Below are 16,955 nucleotides of genomic sequence, written 5' to 3'. Positions count from 1 at the left end.
CGCCTCAGTCTGTGGTCGTCTGTGCCGTCGTCGGCGCAGATTCTGGCGAATGTGCGGGCCGATGGAACAGTCGCTCGAGCCACAAGTATATGATCGGTGTGGTGAACAGCGTCAGCGCCTGGCTCACCAGCAGGCCGCCTACCACCGCGATACCCAGGGGCTGGCGCAACTCCGCGCCGGGTCCGTAGCCGAGCATTAGCGGCAGGGCGCCGAGCAGGGCAGCCAGGGTTGTCATGATGATGGGGCGGAACCTTGTCAGGCACGCCTGGAAAATCGCTTCCTGGGGCGCCAGCCCGTTATTGCGTTGGGCGTCGAGGGCGAAGTCGATCATCAGGATGCCGTTTTTCTTGACGATCCCGATCAGCAGTACCAGCCCGATCAACGCCATGATCGAAAAGTCCTGGCCCAACAGCCAGAGCATGACCAGCGCGCCGAGGCCGGCCGAGGGCAGGGTGGAGATGATCGTCAACGGATGCACGAAGCTCTCGTAGAGCACGCCGAGGATGATGTACACCGCCACCAACGCCGCGAGGATCAGCCACGGTTGGCTGGCCAGGGAACTCTGGAACGCCTGGGCGGCGCCCTGGAAATTACCGGTGATGGCCGCCGGCATGCCGATCTCGTTCTTGGCCTGGTCGAGCATGCGCACCGCGTCTCCCAAGGCCACGCCCGGCGCCAGGTTGAACGACAGGTTGGCGGCCGGGAACATGCCGTCGTGGGCAATCGACAGTGGGCCGTTGCTCGGTGCATCGAAGCGGGCCAGGGCCGAGAGCGGCACCATTTCTCCGCTCAGGGGCGAACGCAGGTAGAAATACGCCAGGCTTTCGGCCTTGCCCCGTTGTGCGGTGTCGAGCTCCAGGATCACGTTGTACTGGTTGGTCTCGGTCTGGAATTCGTTGATCTGCCGCTGGCCGAAGGCGTCGTACAGGGCCTGGTCGACATCGGTGGCGGTGAGGCCGAAGCGCGCCGCCGCACTGCGGTCGATGTTGATGTGGGTGATGCTGCCGCCCAGTTGCAAGTCGTTGGAAATGTCGCGGAACGCCGGGTTGCCGCGCAGCTTGTCGGTGAGTTTTTGCGTCCAGGCGTTGAGGCTCGGCCCGTCGTTGCTCTTGAGCACGTATTGATACTGGGCGCGGCTGGGGCCGGAGCTGAGGTTGATGTCCTGCCCGGCCCTGAGGTAGAGCACCACGCCTGGGATTTTCAGCAGTTTGGGGCGGATCCGGTCGATGAACCCACTGGCCGACACGTCACGCTCGCCCCGCGGCTTGAGGGCGATCCAAAAGCGGCCGTTGGCGATGGTCTGGTTATTACCCGAGACGCCGACGGAGTGAGAGAAGGTCTGCACCGCCGGGTCGGCGGCAACGATTTCGGCCAGGGCCTTGTGCTTGGCCACCATGTCCGGGAAGGACACATCGGCGGCGGCTTCGCTGGTGCCCAGCACCAGGCCGGTGTCCTGCACCGGGAAGAATCCCTTGGGGATGAACACGTAGCCCACCACGGCCAGCGCCAGGGTCAGGCCGAACACGCCGATCATCAGCTTCTGATGAGCCAGGGCCCGACGCAGGCCCCGTTCATACCAGCCCAGCAGACGCTCACCGAACCCCGCCTTGCTGTGGGCATGGTGCACCGGGGCGCGCATGAACAGCGCGGCCAATGTCGGCGCCAGGGTCAGGGACACCACCACCGAAATCAGGATGGTCGAAGTGGCGGTCAGGGCAAATTCCTTGAACAGACGCCCGACCACGCCGCCCATGAACAGCAAGGGAATGAACGCGGCGATCAGCGAGAAGCTGATGGACATCACGGTGAACCCGATTTCGCCGGCGCCCTTGATGGCCGCCTCACGCATGCCGTCGCCGGCCTCCAGGTGCCGGTGGATGTTCTCCACCACCACAATCGCATCGTCCACCACGAACCCTACCGAGATGACGATCGCCACCAGGGTCAGGTTGTTCAGGCTGAAGCCCATCACGTACATCAGGGCGAAACTGGCGGTCAGCGACACTCCCAGCACGGCCGAGACAATCAGGGTCGCCGACAACTGGCGCAGGAACAGCGCCATTACCGCCACCACCAGCAGCACGGCGATCAGCAAGGTGATTTCCACCTCATGCAGCGAGGCGCGGATGGTCTGGGTACGGTCGATCAGCACCTTGACCTGCACGGCGGCGGGCAGCATGGCTTGCAGGGTCGGCAGGGCCGCCTGGATGCGGTCGACGGTCTCGACGATGTTCGCCCCCGGTTGCCTGAAGATCACCAGGTTGACCCCCGGTTCGTCGTCGGACCAGGCCTGGACGTAGGCGTTTTCCGAACCGCTGACGACCTTGGCGATGTCCCTGAGATGAACCGGTGCGCCGTCCTTGTAGGACACGATCAGCTCACCGTACTCCGCGGGCTGGAACAATTGGTCGTTGGTCGACAGGGTGGAAACACTCGATTCGCCGTACAGGGCGCCCTTGGCCAGGTTGAGGCTGGCCTGCTGAAGTGCCACGCGGATGTCGGCCAGGGTCAGGCCGATGGCGGCGAGCCGGTCAGCCGACGCCTGGACGCGGATCGCCGGACGTTGCTGGCCGGTAATGTAGATTTGCCCGACGCCATCGATCTGGCTGATCTGGCGCGAGAGCAGGGTTTCGACGTAGTCGCTCAGTTCGGTGCCGGGCATCAGCGTGGAGCTGATGCTGAGGATCAACACGGGGCTGTCGGCCGGGTTGACCTTGCGCCAGGTGGGCAGGTTCGGCATGTCATTGGGCAGTTTGCCGGCGGCGGTGTTGATGGCCGCCTGTACTTCCTGGGCCGCGGTGTCGATGCTTTTATCGAGGCTGAACTGCAGGATCAGGTTGGTCGAGCCCAAGGCGCTGCTGGAGGTCATCTGGGTGACGCCGGGGATGGCGCTGAATTGCACCTCCAACGGCGTCGCCACCGACGAAGCCATGGTTTCAGGGCTGGCGCCGGGCAACTGGGCGTTGACCTGGATCGTCGGGAACTCCGCCTCCGGCAATGGCGCGACCGGCAGTTTCGGAAAGGCGATAAACCCCAGCAGTACCAAGGCAAACGTCAGCAGCACCGTGGCGATGGGATGGTCGATGCACCACGCTGACACCGAACCGCGGCCCTTCATGGCTGCGACTCCGAAGACTTGGCCAGCGCCGGTGGATCACTGAGCACCTGGATATGGGTGCCCGGTTTGAGCCGTGATTGGCCATCGCTCACCAGTTGATCACCGGCGTTCACGCCTTTGATGATGTGCATGCCGCTGTCCTGGTAAACCATCACCACCGGCACGCTCTCGACCTTGTCGCCCTTGACCCGATAGACGAAGTGTTGCTCCAGGCCCCGTTGGACCACGGTGGGTGGCACCACCAGGGCGTCTTTTTCGAGGGCGGTCTGGATCTTCAGGGTCACCAGCTGGCCTGGCCAGAGCCGTTGCGCGGCGTTGGTGAATTCAGCCTTGGCCCGCAGGGTCCCGGTGTTGGTGTTGATCTGGTTGTCGATGAGGCTCAACCGACCCTCGCCGAGCATTTCCCCGGTGGTGCCATCGGCGCCGATATAAGCCTTGACCAAGGCTTGCTCGGGCGCGGCGATCAACCGTTGCAAGGTGGGCAGCATTTGCTGGGGCAGGGAGAACTCCACCGCGATCGGGTCGATCTGGGTCACGGTGAACAGGCCTTCAGTGTCGCTGCTGCGCAGGAAGTTGCCTTCGTCCACGTTGCGAATACCAACGCGACCGCTCACCGGGGAGCGGATCTGGGTGTAGGACAACTGCACCTGCGCCGAATCGATGGCCGCTTGATTGCCCTGGGCGGTGGCCTTGAGCTGATTGACCAGCGCCTGTTGCTGGTCGTAGGTCTGCTTCGATACGCCGTCGTCGACACTGAGCAGTTTGTAGCGCTTGAGATTGACCTGGGCCACCGCCAGTTGTGCCTGGCTCTCGCCGAGCTGGGCCCGGGCCTGGTCGAGGCTGGCGCGGATGGAGCGGTCGTCGATGGTCGCCAGCAGGTCACCCTTCTTGACCAGTTGTCCTTCCTTGACCAGCAGCTTGGTGAGGATGCCGTCGATCTGCGGGCGGATGACCACACTGTGCAGCGAAAGGACCGTGCCAATGCCACTGGCAAAGCGCGGCACATCCTTCTGCTCCACGCTGACGACCCGTACTGGAACGGCGGCGGGGGCAGCGGATTTTGTGGTGACAGGTTTCATGACATACCAGAGGGCGAGAGCCGCCAGGGCGACCAGGAGCGCGACGAGCAGGACGGTTTTTTTCTGGATGTGCATGGATGTGAGAGGCCGGTTCAGGACGGAGGGATTTCTATCTTTCTTATATAGCGTTGCGAGGCGGTCAGGAAGGTGACGCCGAACTGACAGGCTTGTCAGTTTTGTCCCTGATTGCTGTCGGACGAGTGGTGGCGCTGATCGAATCTGCTCAACGCGCGCCGGTATCGGGCAGGTATACTGCCGCCTTTCGCGGCTCGCTCTCCGGGCCCGACTTGCCCGCATTACCCGGAGCTTTACATGACTTCCCCAACACCCTCGCCCGCGGACGCACGCCCGAACGGCGAACAGGCCGACCTGCCCGACAGCGATATTTCCAGCGCCGAGAACGTCAAAGCGGCGATCCCGGCCTTCAAATTCCCGTTCAAACCCGGTGAACTGGCCGCGACCAAAGAGGCCGGCCAGCAGCCGTGGTACAAGAATGGCGCGAAGAACGGTCATACCAAGACCCCGGGTGCCGCGCCTCCGGGCACGCGTCGCTCGATGGGCAAGCGCTGAACCTCATCCTTGGTCCACGGCGGCGACTTCAGTTCGCTGCCCGTGCCCCTGCCAGGCTTCCACTCAATTCATAAGCCATCAGCTCGGACTGGTGCGCTGCCAGGATTTCCGGCAGCGAGCCGCGCAGGTACTCGACCCAGGTCTTGATTTTCGCATCCAGGTATTGGCGCGAAGGGTAGATGGCGTAGAGGTTCAGTTCCTGGGAGCGGTAGTTGGGCATGACCCGCACCAGCGTGCCGTTGCGCAGGCCTTCGATGGCGGCGTACACCGGCAACACCCCCACGCCCATGCCGCTGGTGATCGCGGTTTTCATGGCATCGGCGGAGTTCACCAAAAACGGTGAGCTGTTGATGGTGACCATTTCCTGGCCTTCCGGGCCGTCGAACACCCATTTTTCCAGCGGAATGACCGGGCTGACCAGGCGCAGGCAGGCGTGGTTGAGCAGGTCGCTGGGTTTTTGCGGGCAGCCGCTGGCTTTCACGTAGGCCGGCGACGCGCAAACGATGCTGTAGGTGATGCCCAGGCGCTGGGAAACGAAGCCCGAATCCGGTAACTCGCTGGCGAGCACGATGGAGACGTCGTAGCCCTCGTCCAGGATGTCCGGTACCCGGTTGGCCAGGGTCAGGTCGAACGTCACGTCTGGATGGGTCTTGCGATACCGGGCAATGGCGTCGATCACGAAATGCTGGCCGATGCCGGTCATGGTGTGAACCTTCAACTGCCCGGCGGGGCGCGCATGGGCATCGCTGGCCTCGGCTTCGGCTTCCTCGACATACGCCAGGATCTGCTCGCAACGCAGCAAGTAGCGTTTTCCGGCCTCGGTCAGGGCAATGCGGCGGGTGGTGCGGTTGAGCAGGCGCGTTTGCAGATGGGCTTCCAGATTGGAAACCGCGCGCGAGACGTTGGCTGTCGTGGTATCGAGCTGTTGGGCAGCGGCGGTGAAGCTGCCAGCTTCGGCGACACAGCTGAACGCGCGCATGTTTTGCAAAGTGTCCATGAAGGGCTCTCTTGGGAGGTGGCAAATTGTGACATGAAGTTACGGCGCTACGGGACCCCGACTAATGGATTATCGCGCTAACGGTAACAAAGATTCGCAGAAAGGTCGGCTTATCGCCGTTCGGCGGGGTGCCTAGAATTGCCGGCACTGTGGCGCTGGTTTGGCCCTGCTGTCTGGCGCAGTACCGGTGGGAGCGGGCTTGCCCGCGAAAGCGGTGGGTCAGTTGGCAATGATGTTGCCTGGGCAATCGCCTTCGCGGGCAAGCCCGCTCCCACAGGGATCTCCTACAGGTTCCCGACTCTCTCTCCTAGGAATTTTGCGCAAGTGCCGCGTTGCATCAGCAGAGAGCTGAAGACTCTCAGTGTTTGGGTTTTGACGTTAACCATCAGCGGTTGCATCGGCACGGGAGGTATTGCGCCGCAAGGCGAGGCGTTGTCGGCCAATCAATTGGCCACCGATGCCGCGATCCGCGAGGCCGACCGCGACGCCCACTGGCCCACCCGCCAATGGTGGAACGCCTATGGCGACCGGCAACTGGATCGTTGGGTCGATCTCGCCGTGCAAGGCAGCCCGAGCCTGGCCATGGCCGCCGCCCGGGTGCGGCAAGCCAGGGCGATGGCTGGTGTCGCCGAGGCCGCCGAGTCGCTGCAGATCAACGGTGAAGCGACCCTCAAGCGCCACAACTGGCCCTCCGATCAGTTCTACGGCCCCGGCGAACTGGCGGACACCACCACTTGGGACAACAACGCGGGTCTAGGCTTGAGCTATGCCTTGGACCTGTGGGGCCGCGAGCGCAACACCAGCGAACGGGCCGTCGACCTGGCCCATGTCAGCGTGGCTGAAGCACGGCAGGCGCAACTGGAGTTGCAGAACAACATCGTGCGCGCCTACATCCAGTTTTCCTTGCACTACGCCCAGCGCGATATCGTCGCCGCGACGCTCCATCAACAGGAGCAGATTCTCGAGCTGGCGCAAAAGCGTCTGGACGGTGGCATCGGTACCCATTTCGAAGTCAGCCAGGCCCAGGCGCCGTTGCCCGAGACCCATCGCCAACTCGACGCCCTCGATGAAGCCATTGCCTTGAGCCGCAATCAGTTGGCGGCACTGGCGGGCAAGGGGCCAGGAGAGGGTGCGCGGTTGCAGCGCCCGACCCTGGCCCTCGGCGCGCCTTTGAAGCTGCCGTCGGCATTGCCCGCCGAACTGCTCGGCCAGCGTCCGGATGTGGTGGCCGGGCGTTGGCAAGTGGCCGCTCAGGCCCGGGGCATCGATGTGGCTCGTGCCGGTTTCTATCCCAACGTCGACCTGGTGGGCGGTCTCGGTTACATGGCCACCGGCGGTGGGGCACTGGAGTTCCTGACTGGCAAGAAACTCACCTACAGCGTCGGTCCGGCCATCACGCTGCCGATTTTCGACGGCGGGCGCCTGCGCTCACAATTGGGGGAGGCGGCAGCCGGTTATGACATTGCCGTGGCCCATTACAACCAGACACTGGTAAACGCGCTCAAGAGCATTTCCGATCAGTTGATCCGTCGCGAGTCCATGGACAAGCAACAAGCCTTCGCTGCTGAATCGGTGGCCGCGGCGCAGCGCACCTACGACATTGCGTTGGTGGCGTTCCAGCGCGGGCTGACCGACTACCTCAACGTGCTCAATGCCCAAAGCCTGTTGTTCAAGCAGCAGCAGGTGCAACAGCAGGTGGAAGCGGCGCGCCTGAGTGCCCATGCCGACCTGGTGACCGCGCTGGGAGGTGGGTTGGAAGCTGGCAGGGATGTGCCGCCAGCCGGCACGACACGCCCGACCAGAGCCCCGGCCATCCTTTCCGCCCTTGATCATTGAGCTTGCCCGATGACTTCTTTGCTTGCCCCTTGGCACTGGCTCTGCCGCCTCGAATGGCGCCGTGGCTTCTTCGATTGGGCCCGCAGCGACGGGGTGACCTGGGTTTACATCTTCAAGGTCCTGTTTGCCGCGTTCCTGACGTTGTGGCTGGCGATGCGCCTGGAGTTGCCGCAACCGCGCACGGCCATGATCACCGTGTTCATTGTCATGCAGCCCCAGAGCGGCCAGGTGTTCGCCAAGAGTTTCTATCGCTTGCTTGGCACCCTGGCCGGCTCGGCGGTGATGGTGGCGCTGATCGCTATGTTCGCCCAGAACACCGAGCTGTTTCTCGGCTGCCTGGCGATCTGGGTGGGCATCTGTTCGGCAGGGGCGGCGCGTTATCGCAACTTCCGGGCCTATGGTTTCGTGCTGGCCGGCTACACGGCGGCGATGATCGGCCTGCCGGCCCTGGCCCATCCGGAAGGGGCGTTCATGGCGGCGGTCTGGCGGGTGTTGGAAATTGCCCTGGGGATTCTCTGCTCAACACTGGTCAGTGCCGCGATCTTTCCGCAAACCGCCAGCGCTGCGATGCGCAATGCCTTGTATCAGCGCTTCGGAGTGTTTGCCTTGTTCGTCACCGACGGTTTGCGTGGACGCAGCAAACAGGAGGCGTTCGAGGCGCGCAATGTGGGCTTCATCGCCGAAGCCGTAGGCCTGGAGAGCCTGCGCAGCGTGACCGTGTTCGAAGACCCGCACATGCGTTGGCGTAACGGGCGGCTCAGTCGCTTGAACAGCGAGTTCATGGGCGTCACCACTCGCTTCAACGCCCTGCACCAGTTGCTCGAGCGCTTGCGCAGCAGCGCGGCGAATCACGTGGTGGACGCCATCAAACCCGGTTTGCAAAACCTTGCCGAACTGCTGGACGGCTTCAGCGCACGGGCCCTGACCGATGCCGATGCGGCGCGTCTGGCGACGGCACTGGCCGACTACAAGGCCGACTTGCCGGCCCAGGTGCGGCGATTGCGGGCGTTGTTCCAGGAGACGGCGCCGAGCGATGGTGAGCAGCTGGACTTCCACACCGCCTATGAGCTGCTCTATCGCTTCGTCGACGACCTGCACGGCTACGCCCTGACCCATGCCTCCCTGGCTGATCATCGCCACGAACGCGAGCGCTGGGACGAACCGTTCGTGCCGCAGACCAATGGGCTGGCGGCGGCTGCCTCGGGGTTTCGCGCCGCCTTCATCCTGCTGGTGCTGGGCAGTTATTGGGTCGCCACGGCCTGGCCGAGCGGCGCGACCATGACGATGATCGCCGCCGCCACGGTGGGCTTGTCGGCCGCGACGCCGAACCCCAAGCGCATGGCGTTCCAGATGGCCTGCGGCACGTTGTTCGGCGCGTTGATCGGCTTCGTCGAGATGTTTTTCATCTTCCCGCTGATCGACGGTTTCCCCCTTCTTTGCGTGATGCTGACGCCGGTAATCATGCTCGGCTCGTTCCTCAGTTCCCGGCCGCAATACGCCGGGGTCGGGCTGGGACTGCTGATTTTTTTCAGCACCGGCTCGGTGCCGGACAACCTGACGGTCTACAACCCCTACACCTTTATCAACGATTACCTTGCGATGATCCTCGGCATGCTGGTGTGCGCCGCTGCCGGGGCGATCATTCTGCCGCCCAACAGCCGCTGGTTGTGGCGCAGGCTTGAACAGGATTTGCGCGAGCAAGTGGTGTTTGCCATCAGTGGCAAGCTCAAAGGGCTGGCGTCGAGCTTCGAAAGTGGTACTCGCGACCTCCTGCATCAAGCCTACGGGCTGGCGGCGGGGCAGCCCCGGGTGCAACGGGATCTGCTGCGCTGGATGTTCGTGGTGCTGGAAGTCGGGCACGCGATTATTGAGTTGCGCAAGGAACAGGCTATTTTGCCGGTGCATCCGGCTTATGCCGAAAGACAGCCGTGGCGCCAGGCGATCCGTGTGATGGGGCGGGCGCTGGTGCGTCTGTTCCGCCAGCCAGGCCAGAACAATCTGGAGCGTGCCCTGGTGGCAGTGGACCACGCCATCAGTCGTGTACAGGCCACCGATGAGCCCTTCGCCCCGCATTTCGACACCTCGGCCCTGCGTCGGGTGAAAAGCTACCTGCATTTCATCCGCACTTCACTGCTCGACCCGCAATCGCCCTTGGCCGGCTATGCCATGCCGCAGGCCACACCGTTGTCCCAGGAATCCGCACATGCCCCGTGAGATCGCCTTCCATGGCGTGTACATGCCCACCATGACCCTGATGTTTTTCATCGCCGCCGCCCTGGCCTGGGTGCTGGACCGTTTCCTGTCGGGGTTGGACCTGTACCGCTTCTTCTGGCACCCGGCGCTGCTGCGCCTGAGTCTGTTTACCTGTCTGTTCGGCGCGCTGGCGCTGACGGTCTACCGTTGAGATCGATGCGATGAAAAAGTTTTTCAGTCTGCTGGCGACGCTGTTGGTGTTGGCCCTGGCGCTGTGGATCGGCCGTACGCTGTGGGTGCATTACATGAATACTCCCTGGACCCGCGATGGCCGGGTGCGGGCCGACATCATCAACGTCGCTCCCGATGTCAGCGGCGAGGTGGTGGAGGTGCCGGTGCGTGACAACCAACGGGTGAACAAGGGCGACTTGTTGATGCGCATCGACCCCGAGCATTACCGCCTTGCGGTCAAGCAGGCGAGCGCCCTGGTGGCATCGCGCAAGGCCACCTGGGAAATGCGCAAGGTCAACGCCCATCGCCGCGCCGACCTGGACAGCCTGGTGATCTCCCGGGAAAACCGCGACGACGCCAGCAACCTTGCCGACTCGGCCCTGGCCGATTACCAACACGCCCAGGCGCAACTGGAGGCGGCTGAGCTGAACCTGGCGCGCACCGAGGTTCGCGCGGCGGTGGACGGCTACGTCACCAACCTCAACGTCCATCGCGGCGACTATGCGCGCATCGGTGAGGCGAAAATGGCCGTGGTGGACATGCATTCGTTCTGGGTCTACGGCTACTTCGAAGAGACCAAACTGCCCAAGGTGCGGGTCGGCGATTCGGCGCAGCTACAGCTGATGAGCGGTGAAGTGCTCAAGGGCCATGTGGAAAGCGTTTCTCGGGGCATCTATGACCGCGACAACCCGGCTAGCCGCGAACTGATCGCCGACGTCAACCCGACCTTCAACTGGGTGCGCCTGGCCCAGCGGGTGCCGGTGCGGATTCATCTTGATGAAGTGCCGGAGGGTGTGCTGCTGGCGGCGGGGATGACGTGTACGGTGGTGGTTGAACCACAAACCCAGCGCTGAGGCGACGGTGGCAGGGGTGACAAAGAGGCTTGTCACCCCCCATTCCTGTGGCGAGGGAGCTTGCTCCCGTTCGGCTGCGCAGCAGTCGCATCCTGGACGCCCCTCTTGATCTGCCGCACCGCAATGCCTGGTTTGGGGCGGCTTCGCCACCCAGCGGGAGCAAGCTCCCTCGCCACAACAGCAAAGCTCGCCAGCCCTTGATAGTTACAGCGACCCACCCAACCCAAACCGCTTCATCAACCCCTTCTCCAGCAACGCCTTGGGCAGTAAGCCAGCCATCAACGGCAACGCCCGGCTGCCATTGCCCAGGCGCAGCAGGCGGGGTGGTGTGGGTTGTTGCACGGCCTTGAGCAGTCCGGCGGCGAATTCGCTGGCGGGGGTCGGTTTGTCCTGGGAGGCCTTGGCCCGGGCGCGGATGCCCTCGCGCAGGGGCCACCAGGGCGATTGTTCGTTGATCAATTGTTCGGCTTCATGGCCGGCGTTCTTGGCGAAGCTGGAGGCAATGGCGCCGGGCTGGACTTCCATGACGCGGATGCCGAACGGTGCCAGTTCCATGCGCAGCGCATCGCTCAAGGCATGCACCGCCGCCTTCGAGGCGCAATAGGCGCCGGCGAACGGCGTGACCAATACGCCGGAAACGCTGCCGATGTTCACCACCAGTCCCTTGGCCCGACGCAGCACCGGGAACAGCGCGCGAGTCACCCCGACGACCGCGAACACGTTTGTATCAAATTGGCGCTGCATGGCCGGTACGCCGCCGTCCAGCAGCGGCCCCATGGCGCCGTAACCGGCATTGTTGATCAATACATCGAGGCCACCGTGTTGCTGGTTGATCCGCTCGCTCAACTGTTCCAAGGCCTGTTCGTCATTCACGTCCAGTTGCACGGCGGTGAACCCGGCAGCGCTGAGCACTGCCACGTCCTCGACTTTGCGCGCGCTGGCCCAGACCTGGTATCCGGCGGCCTTGAAGGCGTCGGCGAGGGCACGGCCAATGCCGCTGGAACATCCGGTAATCAACGCAACGGGCATGGCGCGTTCCTTGTGCAAAAGAAGAGGGGACGGTTCAGTTGGAAAAACTACCTTGCAATCGCTCGGCGCGAAACTCCAGGGTTTGCGGGCGATAGCCGGGACGCAGGACGGGCAGGGGCAGACAGTCCTGCCAGCTGGCGCCGGCTTGCAGTTCGCCCGGGCCACGGTAGCGGGGCGCGGTGTAGGGGGTGTCGGCCAGGTTGATGGTGTCGCCCGGCGCATAGGCCGCGATGCGCCAATGCAGTTCGGTCAGCGGCACGTCGTTGCCGTTGTTCAGGGTCAGCGACAGGGGCCGGTCGGCGGGGCAGTGTTCGGGGGCGTAGGTGATACGCAGCTCCAGGCGCGCCAATTGCCGGATGTCGCGGCTTTCCTGCCAGAGCACCCAGGCGGCCACCAGTCCCAGCCCGACGAACGCTGCCAGGGACACCGGCAAGGCCTTGGCCGGGTAGCGCAACAACAGGATGAGCCAGGTGATGACCAGCAAGACGCCGATAAGCATGTTTGAAGCCTCCGTTACCGTAGGCACATCCTACCGAAGGGGAAAGGCCATTGATATTCGTCCATCGTGTTCCATCGGTCGTCACTGTCATATCTGACAGTAGGCAATGATGTTTCCCCTTGTTAGATATCAAGTGAACAGACACAGCGCCAGGAACAAGAGGCTTGATCGATGGGCATGGATCACAGAACCCCGCAGCTCGTGGCTTTCGACTCGCGCGGCTTGGTGGTCTGCTCAGTCGACTATTACCGCAGCATCGAGCGTGGACCCGCGCAACGGCGCGTCAACCGCAACCTTTTTGACGCGGCGGGACGGGGAATAAAACAATGGGATCCGCGGTTGTGGGCCTTGCAGCAAGACGACGCGTCGGCCCCAGCCAGCCTTTCGACGATTTATTCGTTGTCCGATGCCGCGCTGCATACGGTCAGTGTCGACGCAGGCATTCAGATCGGTTTACCTGGTCTGGCCAACGAAGGCTTGCGGGGCTGGGATGGCCGGGGGATGCAACGCGAGGTGGCCTACGACGACTCGCTGCGTCCCGTGGCGGTGTTCGAGCAGGGCGCCGGGCAACCGCGTCGGTGCGTCGAGCGCATGAGATATGGTTACCCGGGCCAGGGTGATCGCGATCACAACCAGCATGGCCAACTGATCCGCCATGACGATCCGGCGGGGACCGTACTGTCGGAGTCATTTTCCCTCACTGGGCGAAGCCTTGCCCAGCAGCGTCGTTTCACCCTCGATGCGGCCAACCCGGACTGGCCGGAACTGGAAGCCGACCGTGAGCCGCTGCTGGAACCTGGCGATGGGTTCCTGACGACGTGGCGCCTTGGTCCGCAGAGCGATACGCTGGAACAGATCGATGCCAGGGGCAATCGGCAGCAGCAGACGCTGACTCTGGATGGCAGGATTTTCGGCAGCCAGTTACTGCTGCGGGGCCAGAGTCAATGGCAGCCCCTGGTAAGCGATATTCGCTACAACGCTGAGGGGCAGGTCGAAGCGGAAACGGCCGGTAACGGTGTGCGGACCCGGCTCACTTATAGTCCCCAGGACGGTCGCTTGATGACCCGAAGTGCCCGACACGGCGACCAGGTGTTGCAAGACCTGGTCTATGTCTACGACCCCATGGGCAATGTCCTGAGCATTGAAGACAAAGCCTTGCCGGTGCGCTATTTCGCCAACCAGCGGATCGAGCCCATCAGTCGTTTTATCTACGACACGCTCTATCAACTGACCCAGGCCACCGGATGGGAAGCGGGCGCCCTGAACCAGGGGCCCGAGTCCGTTGATCGTAGCGACCCGGCGGCGGTCAGCAATTACCGGCAGACCTATCGCTACGATGAAAGCGGCAACCTGCTGGAGCTGATCCACGTCGGTGCGCAGAATCATGGACACCAGATGAAGGTGGCCCGCTACAGCAATCGTTGCCTGCCGTACCGTAATGGTGTGCCGCCGACGGAGGAGGAGATCGAGGCGGCATTCGATGCGCGAGGCAATTGGCATCAATTGGAAGAGGGGCGTTCCCTGGCCTGGGATCCGCGTAACCAGTTGGGTTCGGTCACTCCGATAACCCGTGCGTCTGGTCTGGATGACAGTGAGCGGTATGTCTACGCGGGCGACGGTCAGCGCGTGCGCAAGCTTCGTACCCTGCAAACTGGAACCCGCACGCTGGCGGCCGAAGTGCGTTATTTGCCGGGGTTGGAACTGCGCGCCGACAGCGGCACCGCGGAGTCGCTACAGGTCATTACGGCTCAGGGTGGACTCAACAGCGTTCGGGTACTGCACTGGGAAAGCCCACCACCCTCAGGGGCAAACAATCGCTATCGATACAGTTTTTCCGATCACTTGGGTTCTATCAGCCTGGAGCTTGACCACGACGGGCGAATCATCAGTCGGGAACATTTTTATCCCTTCGGCGAGACAGCGTATCTGGCCGGGGAGGATGTGATCGAAGTCAGTTACAAGACGGTCCGTTACTCCGGCAAGGAGCGGGATGCGACGGGGCTTTATTACTATGGGTTCAGGTATTACGCGCCGTGGCTGCAGCGTTGGATCAATCCGGATCCGGCCGGGGAAGTGGACGGTTTGAACCTTTATCGGATGGTGAGAAATAATCCGCTGACGTTTTTCGATACCGATGGACTTGCACCTCAACCTGAAGGCAAGCCTAAAGATGAAAGTAACGTGTCCAGGATCAGGCAAGCATTTGAGTCGTCCAAATCTGGCGGTGATCAGTTACCGCAAGTCCGGCAAGTTCCACTGATTCGAACAGCTAGACCTCCCTTGAAACAGCTTCCACAGCGGACAGCGCAAGTTCAAGCATCTTCTGTTGAATCGTTTCTTCCGGTAGAAAAAGTATCCACGGTGCACTCTGAATCAATCCGGCCGACGGGATCGCTCTCGCCCCATGTCGGGAGCCAGCTGCTGGTCGGTTCGCACGCATTAACGATAACCCAGGCGGGGAATATTATCGTTATGCGAGGGGACAACCGCTCTCCAGATGAAATACGTAGGGCAGGTGGTTTTTTCCCCAGGGATAATAGAGGGCTGAAAATCAAACAGGAGTTCAGAGAGGCATTGATGACGAAGGGCTTTAATACCCTGGCTAATGAACACGTCAGAAGCCCTGTTCCCGGTTATGTGTCCACTGGGATGGATGAGGATTCGGGAGGATACGGTGACACCCGGAACTATCTGTATCGAATGGAGATCCCGGGTTTGGAGGAGCGAAGCGTCGATCAACAAACGCTGGGGATTGACAAGCCTTTCAAGTTTGTCCCGAAAGGAAGGTTGGACGCTCGTTTGCTGATGAGCAATAACACGCTCGATCAAGCCAACTTCGTCGCAATGATTCCACCCATGACGGTCGAAGTAACATTCATTACTCCGATTCCGAGCGCCTACATCGTTTCCTTTAGAAAAGCTGGGAGTCGTGAGTGGGAGTCGTTTGCTTAGGGGTTGTATGAAATGTCGCGCAGGCACTTTTCATACAAAGCCCAGGACCAAAAAGCCCCCACCCAACCCACTGCGGATAGGGGACGCAGTGGGCTGGACGGGGGCTTCTTGTTTGGCTGATCTTTACTGCGCGATGGTTTTCACCGACACGCCGCGTTCGATCGGGGTGGAGCGACCGTAGATGTCTTCGAAGCGTTCGATGTCGTCTTCGCCCAGGTAGCTACCGGACTGCACTTCGATGATTTCCAACGGGATCTTGCCCGGGTTGCGCAGGCGGTGGACCGACGCGATCGGGATGTAGGTCGACTGGTTTTCGCAGAGCAGGAACACGTTTTCGTCGCAGGTCACTTCAGCGGTGCCGCTGACCACGATCCAGTGTTCGGCGCGGTGGTGGTGCATCTGCAGCGACAGGCACGCGCCCGGCTTGACCGAGATGTGCTTGACCTGGAAACGGCCGCCCATGTCCACCGAGTCATAGGAACCCCACGGACGATAGACCTCGCAATGGTTCTGGGTTTCGGTACGGCCCTGTGCATTGAGGGTGTTGACCATCTGCTTGACGCCTTGGACCTTGTCCTTATGGGCGATCATCATGGCGTCCTTGGTTTCGACCACCACGATGTTGTCCAGGCCGATCACCGACACCAGTTTGCCGTTGCCATGGATCATGCAGTTGCGGCTGTCCTGGAGCACCACGTCGCCTTTGGTGACGTTGCCGTTGGTGTCTTTTTCGTTGACTTCCCACAGCGACGCCCAGCAACCGACATCGCTCCAGCCCGCCGACAGCGGTACGACGCAGGCGCGCTGGGTCTTTTCCATCACCGCGTAGTCGATGGAGTTGTCCGGGCAGCAGGCGAAGGTGGCTTCGTCGAGGGTGATGGTGTCAGCCGTCTGTTCACTGCGCTCCAGGGTCAGCAGGCAAGTGTCGTAGATGTCTGGATCGTGCTTTTTCAGCTCTTCGAGGAAACGGCTGGCGCGGAACAGGAACATGCCGCTGTTCCAGAAATAACCGCCGGCGTTAACGAACTCGGTGGCGCGCTTGACGTCGGGTTTTTCGACGAAGTGCGAGACACGGCTCACGCCTTCAGGCAGCAGCGCATCGTTGGTCGACTTGATGTAGCCATAGCCGGTTTCGGGCTTGGTGGCCGGCACACCGAACAGCACCATTTCGCCACGCTCGGCGGCCACGGTGGCCAGGGCCAGGGCGCGTTGCAGGGCTTTCTGGTCTTCGATCACGTGGTCGGCCGGCAGCACCAGCATCAGCTCGTCGCGACCTTCATTGACCAGCATCATCGCGGTCAGGGCCACGGCCGGGGCGGTGTTGCGCCCGAACGGTTCCATCAGGATGCGTTGGGCTTCCAGTTTGCGGGTGCTCAGCTGTTCGTTGACGATGAAACGGTGGTCTTTGTTGCAGACCACGATCGGCGTGTCCATGCCCTCGAACACCAGGCGCTCGATGGTCTGCTGGAACAAGGTGTGTTCGCCGGTCAAGGCCAGGAACTGTTTAGGGAATTGCTTGCGCGAAAGCGGCCAAAGACGTGAGCCGCTACCACCTGACAAGATCACCGGAATCATGTTTGTTACTCCTACAAATCGA

The 16,955-nt window shown here is 62.3% G+C and carries 12 protein-coding genes; 6 read left to right on the top strand and 6 right to left on the bottom strand.

The window, feature by feature from the left end:
* Positions 1–4: 4 nt before the first annotated feature.
* Together CD58_RS23485 and CD58_RS23480 are read right to left on the bottom strand one after the other, a co-directional pair.
* Positions 5–3,118 carry a multidrug efflux RND transporter permease subunit gene (locus CD58_RS23485; protein ID WP_025215388.1) on the bottom strand — a complete coding sequence of 1,038 codons (3,114 nt, stop codon included), beginning with the start codon at positions 3,116–3,118 and terminating at the stop codon, positions 5–7.
* Positions 3,115–4,272, bottom strand: coding sequence for an efflux RND transporter periplasmic adaptor subunit (locus tag CD58_RS23480; RefSeq protein ID WP_025215387.1), 1,158 nt, complete (start codon positions 4,270–4,272; stop codon positions 3,115–3,117). Before CD58_RS23480 ends, CD58_RS23485 begins: the two co-directional genes overlap by 4 nt.
* A gap of 237 nt (positions 4,273–4,509) precedes the next feature.
* Between CD58_RS23480 and CD58_RS23475 the strand changes: the two genes are divergently transcribed.
* Positions 4,510–4,767, top strand: a complete 258-nt coding sequence (locus CD58_RS23475) for a hypothetical protein (protein ID WP_025215386.1) — start codon at positions 4,510–4,512, stop codon at positions 4,765–4,767.
* Between the two features lie 28 nt (positions 4,768–4,795).
* On the opposite strand, the gene CD58_RS23470 is transcribed toward CD58_RS23475, so the two are convergent.
* Complete coding sequence (locus tag CD58_RS23470; protein WP_025215385.1) at positions 4,796–5,764, bottom strand: LysR family transcriptional regulator; 969 nt, start codon at positions 5,762–5,764, stop codon at positions 4,796–4,798.
* A gap of 324 nt (positions 5,765–6,088) precedes the next feature.
* Here CD58_RS23470 and CD58_RS23465 point away from each other — a divergent pair, with 324 nt between their 5' ends.
* The 4 genes from CD58_RS23465 to CD58_RS23450 are packed head-to-tail and all read left to right on the top strand — an operon-like array spanning position 6,089 to position 10,878.
* Positions 6,089–7,600 (top strand): efflux transporter outer membrane subunit, encoded by a 1,512-nt coding sequence (locus tag CD58_RS23465; RefSeq protein ID WP_025215384.1) that lies wholly within the window; start codon positions 6,089–6,091, stop codon positions 7,598–7,600.
* 9 nt (positions 7,601–7,609) lie between these two features.
* Positions 7,610–9,814 (top strand): FUSC family protein, encoded by a 2,205-nt coding sequence (locus CD58_RS23460; RefSeq protein ID WP_025215383.1) that lies wholly within the window; start codon positions 7,610–7,612, stop codon positions 9,812–9,814.
* Positions 9,804–10,004, top strand: a complete 201-nt coding sequence (locus CD58_RS23455) for a DUF1656 domain-containing protein (protein WP_025215382.1) — start codon at positions 9,804–9,806, stop codon at positions 10,002–10,004. The genes CD58_RS23460 and CD58_RS23455 overlap by 11 nt, the downstream gene beginning before the upstream one ends.
* Positions 10,005–10,014: 10 nt before the next feature.
* A complete protein-coding gene (locus tag CD58_RS23450; RefSeq protein WP_025215381.1) occupies positions 10,015–10,878 on the top strand; it encodes an HlyD family secretion protein in 864 nt (287 codons plus the stop codon).
* Between the two features lie 204 nt (positions 10,879–11,082).
* On the opposite strand, the gene CD58_RS23445 is transcribed toward CD58_RS23450, so the two are convergent.
* Entirely contained in the window at positions 11,083–11,907 is an 825-nt protein-coding gene (locus CD58_RS23445; RefSeq protein WP_025215380.1) for an SDR family oxidoreductase, read from the bottom strand.
* A gap of 34 nt (positions 11,908–11,941) precedes the next feature.
* On the bottom strand, positions 11,942–12,406 hold the full coding sequence (locus tag CD58_RS23440) for a hypothetical protein (RefSeq protein ID WP_025215379.1): 465 nt from the start codon (positions 12,404–12,406) through the stop codon (positions 11,942–11,944).
* Between the two features lie 171 nt (positions 12,407–12,577).
* Between CD58_RS23440 and CD58_RS23435 the strand changes: the two genes are divergently transcribed.
* Entirely contained in the window at positions 12,578–15,358 is a 2,781-nt protein-coding gene (locus tag CD58_RS23435) for an RHS repeat domain-containing protein (protein ID WP_025215378.1), read from the top strand.
* Positions 15,359–15,481: 123 nt separating this feature from the next.
* Here CD58_RS23435 and CD58_RS23430 read toward each other — a convergent pair whose 3' ends face one another.
* Positions 15,482–16,933 carry a mannose-1-phosphate guanylyltransferase/mannose-6-phosphate isomerase gene (locus tag CD58_RS23430; RefSeq protein ID WP_025215377.1) on the bottom strand — a complete coding sequence of 484 codons (1,452 nt, stop codon included), beginning with the start codon at positions 16,931–16,933 and terminating at the stop codon, positions 15,482–15,484.
* Between the last annotated feature and the right edge of the window lie 22 nt (positions 16,934–16,955).

The organism is Pseudomonas brassicacearum (assembly GCF_000585995.1).
GTDB lineage: Bacteria > Pseudomonadota > Gammaproteobacteria > Pseudomonadales > Pseudomonadaceae > Aquipseudomonas > Aquipseudomonas brassicacearum_A.
This window is presented reverse-complemented; position numbering and strand designations above follow the sequence as displayed.

Excerpts from the sequence above, each read along its gene's own strand:
- CD58_RS23485 (WP_025215388.1), bottom strand. The coding sequence starts at position 3,118 with ATGAAGGGCCGCGGTTCGGTGTCAGCGTGGTGCATCGACCATCCCATC.
- CD58_RS23480 (WP_025215387.1), bottom strand. The coding sequence starts at position 4,272 with ATGCACATCCAGAAAAAAACCGTCCTGCTCGTCGCGCTCCTGGTCGCC.
- CD58_RS23475 (WP_025215386.1), top strand. The coding sequence starts at position 4,510 with ATGACTTCCCCAACACCCTCGCCCGCGGACGCACGCCCGAACGGCGAA.
- CD58_RS23470 (WP_025215385.1), bottom strand. The coding sequence starts at position 5,764 with ATGGACACTTTGCAAAACATGCGCGCGTTCAGCTGTGTCGCCGAAGCT.
- CD58_RS23460 (WP_025215383.1), top strand. The coding sequence starts at position 7,610 with ATGACTTCTTTGCTTGCCCCTTGGCACTGGCTCTGCCGCCTCGAATGG.
- CD58_RS23455 (WP_025215382.1), top strand. The coding sequence starts at position 9,804 with ATGCCCCGTGAGATCGCCTTCCATGGCGTGTACATGCCCACCATGACC.
- CD58_RS23450 (WP_025215381.1), top strand. The coding sequence starts at position 10,015 with ATGAAAAAGTTTTTCAGTCTGCTGGCGACGCTGTTGGTGTTGGCCCTG.
- CD58_RS23445 (WP_025215380.1), bottom strand. The coding sequence starts at position 11,907 with ATGCCCGTTGCGTTGATTACCGGATGTTCCAGCGGCATTGGCCGTGCC.
- CD58_RS23440 (WP_025215379.1), bottom strand. The coding sequence starts at position 12,406 with ATGCTTATCGGCGTCTTGCTGGTCATCACCTGGCTCATCCTGTTGTTG.
- CD58_RS23435 (WP_025215378.1), top strand. The coding sequence starts at position 12,578 with ATGGGCATGGATCACAGAACCCCGCAGCTCGTGGCTTTCGACTCGCGC.
- CD58_RS23430 (WP_025215377.1), bottom strand. The coding sequence starts at position 16,933 with ATGATTCCGGTGATCTTGTCAGGTGGTAGCGGCTCACGTCTTTGGCCG.